Source organism: Nocardiopsis sp. iso_237, from assembly GCF_056173345.1.
In genome coordinates this window covers 397,713-413,345 of the sequence record NZ_CM149669.1, presented here as the reverse complement: position 1 = coordinate 413,345, position 15,633 = coordinate 397,713, and the positions used below count along the sequence as shown (strand labels likewise).

At 73.9% G+C, this 15,633-nt stretch carries 12 protein-coding genes; all 12 read left to right on the top strand.

What is annotated here, in order from left to right:
* The first annotated feature begins 89 nt into the window (after positions 1-89).
* The 12 genes from AC0VYM_RS02055 to AC0VYM_RS02000 all read left to right on the top strand — a co-directional run bounded on the left by AC0VYM_RS02055 (position 90) and on the right by AC0VYM_RS02000 (position 15,519).
* Positions 90-713, top strand: a complete 624-nt coding sequence (locus AC0VYM_RS02055) for a DedA family protein (RefSeq protein ID WP_475462905.1) — start codon at positions 90-92, stop codon at positions 711-713.
* A 145-nt stretch (positions 714-858) separates the two neighbouring features.
* Positions 859-1,896 carry a hypothetical protein gene (locus AC0VYM_RS02050; RefSeq protein WP_475458307.1) on the top strand — a complete coding sequence of 346 codons (1,038 nt, stop codon included), beginning with the start codon at positions 859-861 and terminating at the stop codon, positions 1,894-1,896.
* 212 nt (positions 1,897-2,108) lie between these two features.
* Positions 2,109-2,291: a thiazolylpeptide-type bacteriocin gene (locus tag AC0VYM_RS02045; RefSeq protein WP_378738228.1), complete on the top strand. Its 183-nt coding sequence runs from the start codon at positions 2,109-2,111 to the stop codon at positions 2,289-2,291.
* 125 nt (positions 2,292-2,416) lie between these two features.
* On the top strand, positions 2,417-2,599 hold the full coding sequence (locus tag AC0VYM_RS02040) for a thiazolylpeptide-type bacteriocin (RefSeq protein ID WP_378738231.1): 183 nt from the start codon (positions 2,417-2,419) through the stop codon (positions 2,597-2,599).
* An 85-nt stretch (positions 2,600-2,684) separates the two neighbouring features.
* On the top strand, positions 2,685-3,602 hold the full coding sequence (locus tag AC0VYM_RS02035) for an ABC transporter ATP-binding protein (RefSeq protein WP_475458302.1): 918 nt from the start codon (positions 2,685-2,687) through the stop codon (positions 3,600-3,602).
* Positions 3,599-4,477, top strand: coding sequence for an ABC transporter permease (locus AC0VYM_RS02030; RefSeq protein ID WP_475458300.1), 879 nt, complete (start codon positions 3,599-3,601; stop codon positions 4,475-4,477). The genes AC0VYM_RS02035 and AC0VYM_RS02030 overlap by 4 nt, the downstream gene beginning before the upstream one ends.
* The gene (locus AC0VYM_RS02025; RefSeq protein ID WP_475458297.1) at positions 4,474-7,131 is read left to right on the top strand and encodes a lantibiotic dehydratase; all 2,658 of its coding nucleotides are present in this window, start codon (positions 4,474-4,476) and stop codon (positions 7,129-7,131) included. The genes AC0VYM_RS02030 and AC0VYM_RS02025 overlap by 4 nt, the downstream gene beginning before the upstream one ends.
* Positions 7,128-8,276 (top strand): hypothetical protein, encoded by a 1,149-nt coding sequence (locus AC0VYM_RS02020; RefSeq protein WP_475458296.1) that lies wholly within the window; start codon positions 7,128-7,130, stop codon positions 8,274-8,276. Before AC0VYM_RS02025 ends, AC0VYM_RS02020 begins: the two co-directional genes overlap by 4 nt.
* The gene (locus AC0VYM_RS02015) at positions 8,269-10,230 is read left to right on the top strand and encodes a hypothetical protein (RefSeq protein WP_475458293.1); all 1,962 of its coding nucleotides are present in this window, start codon (positions 8,269-8,271) and stop codon (positions 10,228-10,230) included. The genes AC0VYM_RS02020 and AC0VYM_RS02015 overlap by 8 nt, the downstream gene beginning before the upstream one ends.
* Positions 10,221-12,023: a YcaO-like family protein gene (locus AC0VYM_RS02010; RefSeq protein WP_475458291.1), complete on the top strand. Its 1,803-nt coding sequence runs from the start codon at positions 10,221-10,223 to the stop codon at positions 12,021-12,023. The genes AC0VYM_RS02015 and AC0VYM_RS02010 overlap by 10 nt, the downstream gene beginning before the upstream one ends.
* Positions 11,975-13,834, top strand: a complete 1,860-nt coding sequence (locus AC0VYM_RS02005) for a hypothetical protein (RefSeq protein WP_475458288.1) — start codon at positions 11,975-11,977, stop codon at positions 13,832-13,834. The genes AC0VYM_RS02010 and AC0VYM_RS02005 overlap by 49 nt, the downstream gene beginning before the upstream one ends.
* Complete coding sequence (locus AC0VYM_RS02000) at positions 13,831-15,519, top strand: thiopeptide-type bacteriocin biosynthesis protein (protein ID WP_475458286.1); 1,689 nt, start codon at positions 13,831-13,833, stop codon at positions 15,517-15,519. The genes AC0VYM_RS02005 and AC0VYM_RS02000 overlap by 4 nt, the downstream gene beginning before the upstream one ends.
* Positions 15,520-15,633 lie beyond the last annotated feature (114 nt).

Here is a 15,633-nt window from a genome sequence, read left to right as displayed (position 1 = left end):
ACCGTGAACAGGAGCAACGAGTGAACGCCAATCTCGCCCTCGCGGCGGCCGAACCCACGGACGGATTCGTCGGGTGGGTCGTCGGACTCATGGAGGTCCTCGGCGGACCGGGGGTCGGTCTGGCCATCGCGCTGGAGAACCTCTTCCCGCCCATTCCGAGCGAGGCGATCCTGCCGACCGCCGGTTTCGCCGCGTCCCGGGGCGAGCTGGGCCTGGTGGAGGTCCTGCTCTGGGCCACCGTCGGCTCCGTGGTCGGCGCGCTCGCGTTGTACGGTCTCGGCGCCTGGCTCGGGCGGGAACGCTTCAGGGCGGTGGCGAGCCGTGTCCCCCTGGTCAAGCTCAGTGACATCGACCGGACCGAGGACTGGTTCGCACGGCACGGGCCGAAGGCGGTCCTCATCGGGCGGCTCATCCCCGTGTTCCGCAGCTTCATCTCGATCCCGGCCGGGATCGAGCGCATGTCCCTGCCGCTCTTCCTGGGGCTCACCACCCTGGGCAGCGCCGTGTGGAACACCCTCTTCGTCCTGGTCGGGTACCACCTGGGCGAGCAGTGGCACGTGGTGGAGCAGTACGTCAGCGCGGGGTCCAAGGTGGTCCTGGGCCTGGTCGCGGTGGCCTGTGTCTGGTTCGTCGTCGCCCGGGTCCGGGAGCGCCGACGCGCCCGTCGGACGGGCAGCCCGGACGACGAGGAGGACTCCTACTCCCGGCGCTGAGCGTGAGGGGACCCGGTCAGGGGCCCTTGTCCGATCCGGGAGCGGGAGGTAACTTTCCTCCGAGTCAGACATCCACGTTGGAAACCACCGACAGTGACCCGGCCGGTGAGCCCCCTCCCCTCGAACCCGCTCCAGAGGTGGACACGTGAAGACCCCCCGACCGCCGTTCCGACGGCGTGCCCTGACCACCCTCACAGCCCTGGCCGCCGCCGCGCTGCTCTGCGCCCCGCAGACCGCCCTGGCCGCGCCCGACGACACCGTCGAGTTCGTCCCCACACCGGCCGACACCCCCGCCGAACGCGCCGAGGCGGACCGGGAGGCGGTGGAGGAGAAGCTGGCCAACACCGCGATCCCGCCCGGACCGCTGAGCTTCGGCGCCGAACCCCTCGCGGCCGCCCGGAACGCCGCCGAGGGCGCCGCCGCCGGCGCCTCCTGCGCGATCACGGCGGAGTCCGCCACCGCCCTGGCGCTGGCCCCCGTCTGGCCCGAGGTCTCCGCGAGCTCGTCCCTGCCGCCCTCACCGATGACCCTGTCGAGGTACGACAACCAGTCCGGCCTGTACGACCCGGCCGGTCGCGACGGCCTGTTCTTCAACCCGGGCGTCGGCCTGTGGCAGATGGACTCCGCCGGGCTCGGGACCAACAACACGGCGGGCGAGGCGATCGACTCCGTGTGGGTCTCCGACTTCGTGGTGCCCTACATCGTGGACAAGTACTGCGCGGCCATCAACCGGGGCTCCGCGGCGCCCGCCGCGCGTGCCACCGCGTGGGCGGACTGGAACGCCTGCTCCGGCGGGGACTGTGACAGCGTGTACTGGCGGGCGGTGAACACCGGGATCACGTCCGACCCGAGTGTGGGCCGCCACGGCGGGGCACAGCCGCGCACCTGCGAGTTCGAGGGCGCCTCGTACGACTGCCTGTTCGTGGACGTCGCCGACGCCCAGGGCGCCGACTGGTGGACCCGGCCGGAGAGCGGCCGCTCTCCGGTGCCGTCACCGTTCTACGTGCTCAGGGCCGGTTCGGGCGACAGCCTCCGCGAGGTGCGCGTGTGGCTCGCGGCGGACTCCGGGCACGGGGTGGACGTGACCGTCACCCGTCCGTTCGGCGGCAACGCGCGGGACTCGCTCTCCTGGACCGACGGTCCGGCTCTGTGCGACACGACCGCCGGGCGCGGCTCCTGCTGATCACTTTGCGTGTCGAATGAACGAGGGCTCTGGTTCCCCGTGGAACCAGAGCCCTTTCTCCTTTCCGGTGTTCCCGCCGTGAAGCGCAGAAGAACCGGCAGCCACACCAGGGAAAAGGATCAATACAACCTCTATCTACCGCTCTGGCCGCATGTTACTTTCTTTCCTCCCGGGGGACCCGCCAGGAAGATTCAAAACGAAGAGGCCACACAATGCCCCATTCGACGGCACCCGAGATCGACCTGCCCGAGCTGGACTTCGACGACATGGAGGTGATGAGCGTCCGCGAGGCGGTCGCCGTCCCGGAGACCGGGGCCACCAGCGGTTCCAGCTCCTGCACCTCCACCTCGTGCTGCGGCTCCAGCAGCTGCTGCTCCGGCGGCTCCTGCGGCTGACGGAGTACTCCGGGACGGCCCCGTCACCGGAACGCGCGTGACCGCGTTACCCAAGCGTGAATTCGGCAGGGGCAGGCTCCAACGTTTCACGTCAACATCCCCCTCACATCAGAAGAAGGTGTCCGATGGCGTCGCAGGAAACCCCCACGATCGACCTGCCCGACCTCAACTTCGACGACATGGAGGTGATGAGCGTCCGCGAGGCGGTCGCCGTCCCGGAGACCGGGGCCACCAGTGGCTCCAGCTCCTGCACCTCCACCTCGTGCTGCGGCTCCAGCAGCTGCTGCTCCTCGGGTTCGTGCGGCTGACCCCCTGAACCGGGGCGGCCCTCTCGCCGGGGCCGCCCCTCCCCCGCCCCCGAACCCCCCAGAAGAAGCACGACGAGGGCCGCACGTGTACGCGATCGACGCCACGGACATCACCAAGGACTACGGGAAGGGAGAGGTGCTCCACGGCATCTCCTACCAAGTGCCCGCCGGACAGATCGCCGCGCTGCTCGGCCCCAACGGGGCGGGCAAGACGACGCTGATCGAGATCCTGGAGGGGCACCGGGGACGCACCTCGGGCCGGGTGGAGGTGCTCGGCCTCGACCCCGGGAACCGCCGTGACTTCGCCCGGCTCCGCACACGCATGAGCGTGGTTCTGCAACAGACCATGCTGGAACCGGGGCTGTCGGTCCGCGACATCCTGCGCCGCCACGCCTCCTACTACCCGGACCCGCTCGACGTGGACGACGCCCTCGCCCAGGTGGAACTCACGGAGAAGCGGTCCGCCCTGGTCAAGTCACTCTCCGACGGCCAGCGCCGCCGTCTCGACCTCGCCCTCGCGCTGACCGGCCGCCCCGAACTGCTCTTCCTCGACGAACCCACCACGGGGCTGGACCCCGTCTCGCGCCGCCGCATCCGCGGGCTGGTGGCGGGGTTGCGTGAGAGCGGCACGACCGTGGTGCTGACCTCCCACGACCTCACCGAGGTCCAGGAGCTCGCGGACCGCGTGGACGTCATCCGCGACGGTTCCTTCATCGCCTCCGGCAGCCCCGACGACCTCGTCCGGGGCTCGGCGGCGTACACGGTGGTGGAGTTCGCCCGCCCCGAGGGGACGGACGACCGCCTGCCCGAGGGGGCCGAGCTGGTCAACGGCAGGGTGCGCATCCTGACCGACGACCAGGACGCGGTGGTGGAGCGCGTGCAGGCCTGGGCCCGGGACGAGGGGACGCGGATCAGCGGCCTCACGATCGTGCCGCCCAGCCTGGACGACGCGTACGTGGCGATGTTGGAGAACGGCGTGCTGGAAGCGGAGAAGAGCGAATGAGCGTCACGGGAACCGAACGCGCGCGGAGCACCCGCCGCCCGTCCTCCTTCTGGCTGCACGTGGACGGCGAGCTCAAGGAGTTCTGGCGCTCGCCCATCACCCTGGCGTTCATCGTGCTCATGCCGGTGATGTTCTACGTGGGCTTCGGGCTGGCCTTCCGCTCCCAGGCGGACGAGATCCGGCTCGTGGGCGAACACGAGGTCACCCAGGCCAACCTGAGCTTCGGCGGCATCCTCGGCTTCGCGCTGATGTCCGTGGCCTTCGCCAACGTCGCCATCGGACTGGCGATCCGCCGTCACCACGGGCTGTTCAAGCGCTTCCGCACCACCCCGGTCAGCCCGGCCACGGTGATGGGCGCCTACCTGGTGAACACGCTGCTCACCGCCGTGATCGTGCTGGGTGTGGTGACCGCGATCGGCCTGCTCGGCATGGGCGTGACCATCGACCCGGCGCGTCTCCCCCAACTGCTGGCCGCGCTGCTGCTCGGCTTCCTGTGCATGGCCCCGCTGGGCGCCGCCGCCTCCCTGCTCCCGCCGAACGCCGACGCCGCCGTACCCATGGTGAACGGCATCTTCTTCCCGACCGCCTTCCTCGCGGGCGGGTTCGTCGTCCTCCCGCTGGGCGACACCGTGGGCGCCGTCGTCGACCTGCTTCCGGGCCGACCGCTGACCCTCCTCGTCCAGGGCGCCCTGTCCGAGTCCGGTCCCGTGTGGGACTGGTCCGCGGTGGCGCTGCTGCTGGCGTGGTCGCTGCTGGGCACCGTGGCCGCGCTGCGGTGGTTCCGGTGGGCCTCCGAGCGGGAGCCGCGCGGGTTCGGTTCGTCCAAGCGCAAGGAGAAGGACGAGGTCACGGCGCCGGAGGGGACCGGGGCTTGAACACTCCCGACGCACCCTCGCGGTCCTTCGAGGTCGTGGAGGGTCCCTACCTGGTCTCCCGGGTCAACCCCCACCCCCACCGGCAGCTGCGCGGCGCGACCCCGACCGCGCCCCTGCTGCGCTCCCTCGCCCGGCTCGAACGCGAACGCGAGGACCTGCGCGAACGACTGCTGGAGGCCCTGCACCGGGCCGCGCCCGAGCTGGGCGCCCACCGGAGCGCGGCGCTGGCCGCCAAGCGCGCCGTGTTCAACCGCCGCCCTCCCCGGGAGGACCTGTACGACCACCCCGTCACCCGTGAGGTCCCCCTCCTGGGCGCGTGGGCGGACCTCTGGCGGGAGACGCGTACCGCGGCCGCCCTGGTCGACGCCGAACACGAGCCCGCGCTCCTGGCCGAGCGCGCGGCCCTGACCGCGTGGGCCCGCGACCCCGGGGTGGACCGGGCCACCGCGCTGTCCAGCCCGGACCTGCACCGGGCGGTGGCCGCCCGCGCCGCCAGGGACGGCGCCCCCGACAAGCGGATGCGCAAGGCCGAGGCCGCCCTGGTCCGGTACTTCTCGCGCTCCACGGTCAAGGTCAGCCCGTACTCGCTGTACACCGCCGTGCACTTCTCCCCCCTGGAGGCCGAGGAGGCCGGGGCCGCGGAGGAGGCCGACCGACCCCTGACCCTCACCTCGCACGCCGCGCTCCGCCGCCTGCTCCCCCGGCAGGCGGCGCGGGCCCTGGCCGCCGACCCCGAGGCGCGTCTGGGCCTGGAGTGGGTGCTCACCGGCGGGGCCCGGCGCGAGGTGACCGACCAGGGAGAACGCCTGGTCGTGCGCCGCCGCCGGTGGGCGCCGCCCTCCCCCGGGCTGCGCGCGGAGGCCTTCGGTGAGGAGGAGGTCCGGCTGCCCATGACCGGGAGCTGGGACCGCCTCGTCACCGTCCTGGAGAAGCGCGCGGCCGCACCGGCGCGGTTGGCCGCGCTGCGCGACGCGGTCGCCGCCGACCTCGGCTGCGGCGCGGACCGGGCGCTGGGCGTGCTGGACCAGCTCATCGGGGTGGGCGTCCTGGTGCCGTGGTCGCCCGTGGCCGAGCAGTCCCCCGACTTCACGCGGCACTGGCACCGGCTGGCCCGCTCCCTGCCCGGCGAGGCGGCGGCACGGGTCGCGACCGCCTTCACGGAGACCGAGACGGTGCTGGCCGGATTCGCTGACTCCGACGGGGCCGGTCGCGCCGGTGACGTGCTGAGGCTGCAACACCTGTGGTCGGCGGCGGTCGGTGTGGAGGGCTCGGCCACCTCACCCGTGGTGGAGGACTGCCTGGTCTCCCGGGGCGTCCCCGTGGAACGGGAGCGCACCCGCACGTGGTCGGCCGACCTCGGACGACTCATGCCGCTGCTGTTCGCCCTGGACGACCAGCGGGTGCTCTCGGGCGCCCTGGAGCAGGTGTTCGTGTCCCGCTACGGCCGGGGCGGGCGCTGCTCCGACCTGGAGGGGTTCGCCCAGCACGCGCGGGCGGCCTTCCCCCTGACCCAGGAGCTCATGGGTGGTGACCCCGCCGCCCTGGCCGGGGCCGACCCGGAGCTCACCCGGGTGCTGGCCGCGCGTCGGCGCGCGGTGGACCACCTGGTGGAACTCGGCCGCTCCGGCGGGGACCGGGTGGAGGTGGACCCGGCGATCGTGGACGAGGTCGCGGCGATGCTGCCGGACCGGGAGTTCGCCGCCCGGCGCTCCTTCGCGGTGTTCGGCCAGGCCGTCCCGGACGGGCTGGTGGTCAACCACCTCTACGGCGGCCGGGCCCGCTACTTCAGCCGGTTCCTCGGCCACCTGCCGGAGGAGGTCCGGGACCGGGTCGCGGACCACGTGCGACGGCTGGGCCCGGCGGAGGCCGACACCGTGCACATGCGGTCGGCGCTGGGGTTCAACGCGAACCTGTCACCGGCGCTGGCCGACGAGGAACTCGCGCTGCGCGACGAACCCACCCTGGTGCCCGGCCCCTCCACCCTGGACCTCACCCTGGTGCACACCCCGCACGGGCTGCGCCTGGTCCGGGACGGCGGGCGCGAGATCGACCCCGTCTACACCGGTTTCCTCGTGCCGCACGCGCTGCCCTACGACGAGATGCTCGTGGCGATGGTCGCGGACTCGCCGTTCTTCTCCTTCGCTGACCTCACCATCGACCTCCACGACCGCTGGACCCGGCGCGGGTTCCGGGGCGGGACACCCCGGATCGGGTTCGGTGCGCTCACCCTGTTCCGCCGCAGGTGGGGCATGGACACCGCCGACCTCTCCCCCCGGCCGGAGGAGTCCCCCGCCCGACTGCACCGACGGCTGAACGTGGACCGCGAGCTCCGGGGCATCCCCGAGCAGGTGTTCGTCCGCCCTCTCCAGGGGGGCAGGCTCGGTCCGCTGGAACGCGCCATGGCACCCAAGCCCCAGCACGTGGACTTCCTGAGCAGGCTGCACACCGGCACCGCCGCCAAGCGCCTGGCCCACCTGGGTCCGGCGCTCCTGGTGGAGGAGATGTTCCCCGGCCCGGACCACCTCCGGGTGCACGGCCCGGCCGGTGCGCACGCCAGCGAGCTGTTCCTCGAACTCTCCACGGTGCCGCGCGCGGCGGGCACCGCCCCCGCTCCCCCTTCCCATCCCCCAGGCGAAGCGAGGCTGACCCCTTGACCGTCGGACTCAGAGTCAACTACCACGACAGCGACAAGAGCGCCCTGCTCGGAGACTGTCTCGTACCCGCCGCGCGCACGGCCGCCGCCCGTGAGGGCGTCACCGCCGCGTGGCTGCACCTGCACTGGCGGCTCGGCCCGCACTGCGTGCTCTACGCGGACGGCGACCCGGCGGCGGTGGAGGCAGCCCTGGCCCAGGCCGGGGAGGGGGTCCGCGCCTTCCTGGGCCGCCAGCCCTCGCGGCGAAGGCTGGACCCCGTCCAGTACGAGGCGTTCTCCCAGCGCATGGGACGGCTGGAGCTGGTGGAGGGCCCCTACGCGCCGATCGAGCCGGACAACGGCACGCGGCGCCTGGCGGGCGACCCGGTGGACACGTTCCTGCGCGGCCCCGAGGCGGTCGCGCTCAAGGGGCGGGTCCTCACCGACGGCCTCTCCCGTGTGGCCGACCAGGCGGGCGGGCGCGGCGGCGAACGGGCGGTCTCCGCCAACGTCTTCGCCGGGATGGGCGCGATCGCGACGCGCTACCCCGAGTGGGGCCTGCGCTCCGGCTACCAGGCCTTCCTGTCGCACTGGAAGGAGTACTTCCACTGGTCCGACCCGCAGGGGGCGGCGCAGGAACGGCTGGCCACCGCCTACCGGGGGCAGCGCGAGGGACTCGTGGCGTCCCTGCGCGCGGTCCACGAGCGCGACGGCGCGGACCCGTACGCACTGGCCTGGGGCGAGTGGGCCGACCGGTGGCTGCCCGAGGCGGTCGCGCTGGCCCGCCGGGACCACATCCTGCCGTTCCCGCATCCGGAGCGGCAGGAGCAGGCGGCGAAGTTCGGTGACGACGTGCGGGTGCGCTGGAGCGGTTCCGACGACCGTTCGTACAGCGACTTCCACCGGGAGTTCCGCAAGCTCGACTTCACCCGGCTCGGAGACGGGTACGGGTTCGCGGCCTTCCGGTTCCTCATCAACTGCTTCTTCGACCTGCTGCCGCTGATGGGGGTCGCCCCCGTCCAGCGCTACTCGGTGGCGTACCTGTTCACCGAGGCCGCGCAGGAGGTGGTGGGCGAGGGTTGGGAGGAGACCGTCCGCCGGGTCGTCGACCACCAGAGCGCGGATCCGGCGCTGCGGCCGACCCTTCCGTGGGTGGGCGATGCCTGACACCACCGCGACCACCCCGGCGGTGCGGCTCAAGAGCGCCGTCCGCGCCCGATCGCTCGCGTCGGAGGGGGTGGCGCTCAGCATGGGCGCCACCGCCGTCGTCGTCCGGGGCTCCCGGGCCGACACCGTGTGGCGGGCCCTGGAACCCGCCCTCCGCGCCGGATTCCACCGCTCCGACCTGCTGGAACGCTTCCCTGAGGCGGGTCGGCCGTTCCTGGCGGGCATCCTCGACCAGTTGGAGGAGCACCGGTTCCTCCGCGACCTCGAACCCGAACCCGCCTCCCTCACGGAGGCCGAACGGGCCGCCTACCCGCACCTGGAGTCGGTGACCCACCGGCCGTACGCCGCGCTGGCCGCGCTGCGCACGAGTGCGGTCCGGGTCCGCTCCTCGTGCCCGCTGTTGGAGGCGGCGGTACGGCGGGCGCTGGCCCGCGCGGGGTTCGGGGAGGTGCACGCGGACACCGGGCCGGTGCCCGAGGCACCGGTCCTGCTGACTGCCCGGCTCTCCCCGAACAGGGGAGCGGCCGAGGCCGAACACGTCGTCGCCGCTGGTGACGGCCTCTGGCTGACCGGGCCGCGCGACCGTCCGGGCACCCCGGACCTGTCGGGGCGGTTGCGCGCCTGGTTCGCCGGAAGGGAGGGCGATCCGGACCACCGGGAACCGGACGCCGCCGCGCTGGGGGTGACCCGGAGCCTGGTCGCCGCCCAGCTGGCCCTGGCCCTGGTGGCCCAGGTCGCGCGCGGGGTGTCCGCCCCCGGGACTGCCCCGGCACCGGGACCGGGCCCCGAGTTCATGGTGACCACCGACGAGCTGGTCAGCGAGCCCCACACCCTGCTCGTCACGGAACCGCTGGACCCGCGCGTTCGCCTGCCGCTGCCGGAGACGGCGCCCGAGCAGTTCGCACCGGCCGAGCCGCTGGAGGTCCCCGACCGCCTGGACGCCGTGACGCACCTGTGGGACCGCGTGTTCGGTCCGGTCGCCCCACCCGCACCTGGGAACCTGTCCCAGCTGCCGGTCGGCCTGGCCAGGTCGGGGAGGCACGCGGGACACGGGCTGACCACCGCGCTCGCTCGGGAGAGCGCCCTGGTCAACGCCTTGCACGAGGTCGTGTGGGACACCCGCGGAACCACCGGTCCCACTGACGGTGGAACCGACCCCCGGACCACGAGCGGGACCACGGGAACGACCGATGGGACGACCGCGACGGGCTCCGCGGCGGGCGGTACGGGACACCGTGCTGGCGGGGTCGAACACCGGGCCGGACTCGGGTCGACCACCGTGCCCGACCGCGAGAACGCCCTGCACGAGGTGTGGGAGGAGTCAGGACCGGGTGGACCCGGGGCACACGCCGGGGACGCACTCGGACGGGAGACCCCGGGAGCACGCGCGGGGCTCGCTGACGTGTCCGAGGCGGGTGGCCCTCCCGAGGCGGGCCGCGCGGACGCGGGCCGCCCACCCGGGGGTCCGGCATCCACCTCCGGCCTCGGGACCGGGCTGACCCAGGCCGCGGCAATCGGCGCGGCCGTGGGCGACCTCGTCCTCCGCGAACCCGACGCCCGCTGGAAGGACGTGGACACCCCGTCCCCCTCCCCGACCGCCCGCCGACTCTGGGCCGCGCTCACCCTGCGGTTCGGGGTCGCGGCCGAGCTCACCCTCCAGGAGCTGGACGGCACCGGTGTGTGGCGGGCCCGTGTGGCCTCGGACGGAGGGCCGCTGGGCACGGGCGCCGCGCCCGACCCCTCCACCTGCGTGGAGGAGGCACTCCTCCACGCGGTCGCGCGCGTGCGGTTGGCCGACGAGGCCCCCGACGCGGTCCTTCCGCCCGCCGCCACCGGCACACCGGCGCTGGCGCGGTGGGCCCTGGAGATCGGTGCCGTGCGGGTGGAGGCGCCCGGCGGCGCCGACACCTGGCGCGACCTCGGGGTGCACTCGGCGGTGGCCGCGTGGACCTGACCCCCGACCTCGACGGCCTCTCCCCCGTCGGTGCCACCCTCGACCGGCCGCACACCGTGCGCGTCGGGGGCGGGCTCCTGCACTCCGCGATGAGCGGTGCCCTGGCCGTCCTCGGCCCATGGACCCCGGACGGGGCCACGGGCTGCGCGCGGTGCGCCGGACTCTGGCGCTCGGACGTGGAGGGCGAACCGGTCACCTCCCCACCGCCTCCGGACGACCTCCTCACGCTGTGGGCCGACGCGTTCGCCGCGCTGACCGCCACCACCGACCCGGTCGACCTGCGCCTTCGCATGGTCGTACTGGACTGCCGCACCGGGGAGGTGACCCGGCACGGCCTCGTCCCCCACCCCTCCTGCGGACACTGCTTCCCGGACGGCCACGGCCTCGGGGTCACGGAGCCGGGCGACACCCTCGACCTCACCGATCCGCTGCCCGCCGTGGGCGACGCCCTGCGCACCCGCGCCATGGACCGCGACGTCCTCCGCGACCGGCTGCTGGACTTCCGGTTCGGTCCCGTCGCGCACGTCTACCGCGACGAGGAGTCCCCCCTGGCCCTCATGACCTGCGAGACCGTCGCCCCCGGGCACGCGTCCCGCGAGGGCGGGTACGGACGCTCCACCCGCTTCACCGCCAGCGAGGTACCCGCCTTCCTCGAAGGGGTGGAACGGGTGACCGGCGGGCGGCGGCTGAACGGCGCCGCCACCGTCCACGGCTCCTACGCGGCCGTCGCCGACGACGCCGTCGACCCCGCCCGCCTGGGCCAGCACGAACCCGAGTGGTACGGACACCCCACGTTCGCACCCGTGCCCTACACCCCCCACACCCCCACCACCTGGGTGTGGGGCTGGTCCACCCGCGAGCGGCGCCGGGTCCTGGTCCCCGAACACGTCGCGTACTGGCACGCGGGCCGCCCCGAGGAGCGGTTCCTCTACGAGTCGTCCAACGGCTGCGCCGTGGGCGGGACGTTCGCGGAGGCCGTCCTGTACGGGTTGTTCGAGGTGGTGGAGCGGGACGCGTTCCTGCTCGCCTGGTACTCGCGCACCCGGCTGCGGCTGATCGAGGGGGCCGACGACCCCGACCTCGCGCACCTCAGGGACCTGCTGACCGAGCGCGGCCTCACCCTGCGCCTGTTCGACCTCACCTCCGACCTGGGGATACCGACCGTCCTGGCGACGGTCACCGCCCCGGAGGAGGCGGTCCGCGAGGGACGCGCGCCCGCGCTCAGCCTGGCCACCGGCACCCACCTCGACCCGCGCCGCGCGCTCATGGCGGCGGTGGAGGAGACGGCGACCAACGCGCTGATGTACCCGAAGTGGGTGCGGATGCGCCCGTCCGTGTCGGTGGAGCGGTGTCGGCCCATGCTCGACGACCCCACCCTCGTCCGCACCCTGGAGGACCACACCGGCCTGCACGGACTGTGGGAGGCCCGCCCGATGTGGGAGTTCCTGGAACACCCCGGCGGGAGCGTGCCCCTGGACCGGCTCACCGCCGGACGGTCCCCCTCGTTCGCCGGAACCGACCTCGCCTCGGTGCTGCGCGACCGCCTCGCGGCAGTGCACGGGCTCGGCCTGGACGTGGTGGTCGTGGACCAGAGCAGCGCCCCGTACACGGCGGCCTCCGGCACCCGGGCGGTCAAGGTGATCGTGCCCGGGGCCCTGCCGATGACCTTCGGCCACACACACCGCCGGACCCGCTCCCTGGAGCGGCTGACCCGGGCGTCCGCGCTGTTCGAGGGAGGGGTTCCATGGGAAGCGCCCGGCAGGACGTACCCGGTTCCGCACCCGTTCCCCTGAGGGACGGGTACGAGGACGCGCTCGCGCACTTCCACGCGCAGTCCCATGACAAGGACGTCTCCCAGGTCGAGACGCTGTTCTTCGGGGACGGGCCGTCGAACGGGCTGGCCCGGCCGGTCCCCGGGCAGCTGCGCCCACCGACACCCGCGCTGGGGCCGCTGCGCGACCTCGACGCCGCCGCGACCGCGCTCGGCGGCGGCTGGTCGTCCGCGCAGCGTCTGCTCGCCGCGTGCGTGGAGGCCGTCCGGGTCCGCCGGATCTCGGCCGCCGACCGGTATCCGGTGCACCGGGCCTACCCCTCCCCCCGGGGCCTGTTCGGGGCCGACCTCTTCCTCGTGGCGCCGGAAGGTCCCACCACGCACGGAGATCCCACACCCCCCGGGGACCCCACCACACCCGGCCGTCCCACACCACCCGGAGACCCCACCACGCACGGAGGCCCCAACACCCCCTGGGACCCCACCACACCCGGCCGTCCCACACACGGGGACCCCACTTCCCCCGAGGGCCCCACCACACCCGGAGATCCCACACCCCCCGGGGACCCCACCACACCTGGCGGTCCCACACCCCCCGAGGGCCCCACCACGCACGGAGATCCCACACCCCCCGGGGACCCCACCACACCTGGCGGTCCCACTTCCCCCGAGGGCCCCACCACGCACGGAGATCCCACACCCCCCGGGGACCCCACCACACCTGGCGGTCCCACTTCCCCCGAGGGCCCCACCACGCATGGAGGCCCCACCAGCCCCGGGGACCCCACGTGGTGCCTGCGGATCGACCCGCAGTCGCACGCCCTGCAACCGGTCGGGGGTCCGGCGGTCCCCTCGGACCTGGAAGGGGCCCGCCTGGTGGTGGCGGTGGACCAGCACCGGTACCCGCCCGAGTACGGTCGGCTCCGGCCCTCGCTTGCCAGCTTGGAAGCCGGGCACCTCCTGGCCACCCTCGGTCTGACCCTCACCCGGGCCGGTCTGCGACCCCGCACCCACCCCGACCCGGCGCACCCGGCCTGCGCGGCGGCGGCCCCGCTCCTCCCCCCGGGCATGACCCCCGTCGCCGCCGTCACCCTGGACGGCCCGGCCCCCGCCACCGGCTCCGGAGTCGGAAACGGGGACGGGAGCAGAAGCGGGAGCAGGAACGCGAACAAAAACGGAGACGGCCCCGGAAACGGGGTGTCCCTCTCCCCCGAGGCCACCGCCCGGGTGGCGGCCTCCGTCGCCCCGGCGGGCCGTACCCTGCGGCGCTGGCTGGACGAGCGGACCAGCGGGGTCTCCACGGCCAACCTGGTGACCAGCGTGTACGTCAGCCCCGAGCAGGGAGCCACGATCACCTCCGGCCTGGTGCGAGCGCTCGCGGCCGTCCACGAGGTCCTTCCCCGTCCCCACTCCCTGCGGCTGTTCCAGCACACGCTGGAGGACGACCGGGTGGACGACCGGGTCGTGCGCGAACTCCGCCCCGACGGTTCCGCGGGGCCCGCGCGTCCCGTCCCCCGCACCGGCGAGACCAACTTCTCCGCCACCCTCGGCCACACCCTGACCGTGGACTTCCCCGCCTGGGCGCACGCCCTGGGCCCGGACCACGCCGAGACCGTCCTGCACACGCTCCTCGGATGGATCGCCCAGTGGGGGTGCCTCGGCGCCGCCGCCACCGACCTGTGCGCCCGCCCCATGCGCAACTACTCGGAGGCCGACTGGGCCTTCGTCCTCGGCCTGGACCCCGACCACACCCCCGCCTACCAGCTGTGGGTGCGCGCCGAACGCGGCACCTACCTGGACACCCCCGTCGACGCCGCCCCGGAGACCCCATGACCCGCACCTGGTCCGCCGTGTACGTCTACCTGCACCGCGGCCGCGCCGACATCGACGCCTTCCTCCTGGACCACCTGGCACCCGAGGCGGAGCGGATGGTCTCCTCGGGGCGCGCCGCCTCCTGGTTCTTCCTCCGCTACTGGGACGGCGGGCCGCACCTGCGCGTCCGGTTCCTGGACGCCGGGCCCGACGCCGTCGCGGAGTTCGCCGAGCGTATGCGCGCGCTGGCCAAGGAGACCTCGGCTGCCGCCCTGGACCTGGACAGCGAGGCCTACTACGCCGACCTCCCCCAGGCCGACCCCGCCCGCTGGTACGCCGACGGCGAGGTCACGGAGGCGGTGTACGAGCCCGAGACCGAGCGGTACGGCGGCCCGCGCGCCCTGGAGGCGTGCGAGGACTTCTTCGTCGTGAGCACGCGCATCGCGCTGGCCGTGCTCCGGTCCGCGCCCCACCAGCACCAACGCCAGGTGGTGGCGGCCGACCTCACCTCCCTGGCCTTCGGGGCGCTGGGCTTCGACGACGTGACAGCGGTCCGGCAGGCGCGCGGGTACTACGCCACCTGGGACTACTCGGCCGAGGTCGCGCGCGGCGGCACCCAGGCACGCGCCGAGGCCGAGCGGCTGTTCCACTCGGCGCCCGCCCGGTGGTTGCAGCGGCGCCCGCAGGTGGAGCGGCTGGTGGCAGGTGGCGGGGCCTCCACCCACCACCTGTGGGACCGGGGGCTGCGGGAGACCGTCGCGCGTCTGCGCCGGATCGACGCGGAGGAGGGGCTGGCCAACGGGCTGGACCGGATCGTCTGGTCTCTGCTGCACATGACGCACAACCGGCTCGGACTGGACATCGACGACGAACGCCGGATCGCCTGGCTGCTCTCGCTGGCCTACCCCCGCTGGGAGCCGCCGGGTGACTACTTCGACCCCGGCGTGAGCTCCCCTGACCGCACCTTCCTGGAGGCCGGCAAGTACCGCCCGGACACCATGGCCGGGGACCACCTCCCCCGCGAGGTGCCGCCGGAGGGGGTGCGCGAGGGGGCCTCGTCGGCGCCCTCGGTCCCGCTCCCCGCGCCCGCCCCGCTCACCGCCTCCCTCGGGCAGGTGCTGGCCGAGCGCAACAGCGACCACGGTGACTACGGCTCCCGCCTGGAACTGGCCGACCTCTCCGCGCTGCTCGGCCACGGCGCCGGGATCAGCCGGGTCCGCGCCGACCAGCCCGGCCGCCACGCGCCGCCGCGGACCCATCCCTCACCCGGGGCGGCCTACGCCACGGAGGTCTGGGTGGTGGCGCGGCACGTGGCGGACCTGGAACCGGGGGTCTACCGCTACCTCCCCGAGGGCCACCGGCTGCTGAGGGCGGACGGGGTCCCGGAGACCGACCGGCTGACCGAGCTCTCCCCGTTCCTGCGTGAACACGCCGACGGACGCCCCGGGGTGACGGCGTCCACGGTTGGCGCCCTCGTGTTCCTGGTGGGCGATCTCGGTCGGCTCCGCCAGGGTTACGGGCAGCGGGCGCTGCGGCTGCTGCTCCAGGAGTGCGGGCACGTGGCGCAGAACCTGTCCCTGTGCGCGGCCGCCCTGGGCCTGCGCTCGCTCGTGGTCTCGGGGTTCGCGGACGACGCGGCCAACGCGCTGCTACACCTGGACGGGGTGGACCGGACGGTGCTGACCCTGCTCCCGGTGGGCACCTGAACCACAGGGACCACTTGCGAACTGGACGAACGATCGCTTTACCTGGCCGTGGGGAGACAAGTGTCTACCCTCACTGGCATCTTGTTCTACTGGGTAGTAACATTGGCTTGTTAC

Bases quoted from the DNA above. Each gene is read 5' to 3' on its own strand.
- AC0VYM_RS02055 (WP_475462905.1), top strand. From the start codon at position 90: ATGGAGGTCCTCGGCGGACCGGGGGTCGGTCTGGCCATCGCGCTGGAG.
- AC0VYM_RS02045 (WP_378738228.1), top strand. From the start codon at position 2,109: ATGCCCCATTCGACGGCACCCGAGATCGACCTGCCCGAGCTGGACTTC.
- AC0VYM_RS02040 (WP_378738231.1), top strand. From the start codon at position 2,417: ATGGCGTCGCAGGAAACCCCCACGATCGACCTGCCCGACCTCAACTTC.
- AC0VYM_RS02030 (WP_475458300.1), top strand. From the start codon at position 3,599: ATGAGCGTCACGGGAACCGAACGCGCGCGGAGCACCCGCCGCCCGTCC.
- AC0VYM_RS02015 (WP_475458293.1), top strand. From the start codon at position 8,269: ATGCCTGACACCACCGCGACCACCCCGGCGGTGCGGCTCAAGAGCGCC.
- AC0VYM_RS02005 (WP_475458288.1), top strand. From the start codon at position 11,975: ATGGGAAGCGCCCGGCAGGACGTACCCGGTTCCGCACCCGTTCCCCTG.
- AC0VYM_RS02000 (WP_475458286.1), top strand. From the start codon at position 13,831: ATGACCCGCACCTGGTCCGCCGTGTACGTCTACCTGCACCGCGGCCGC.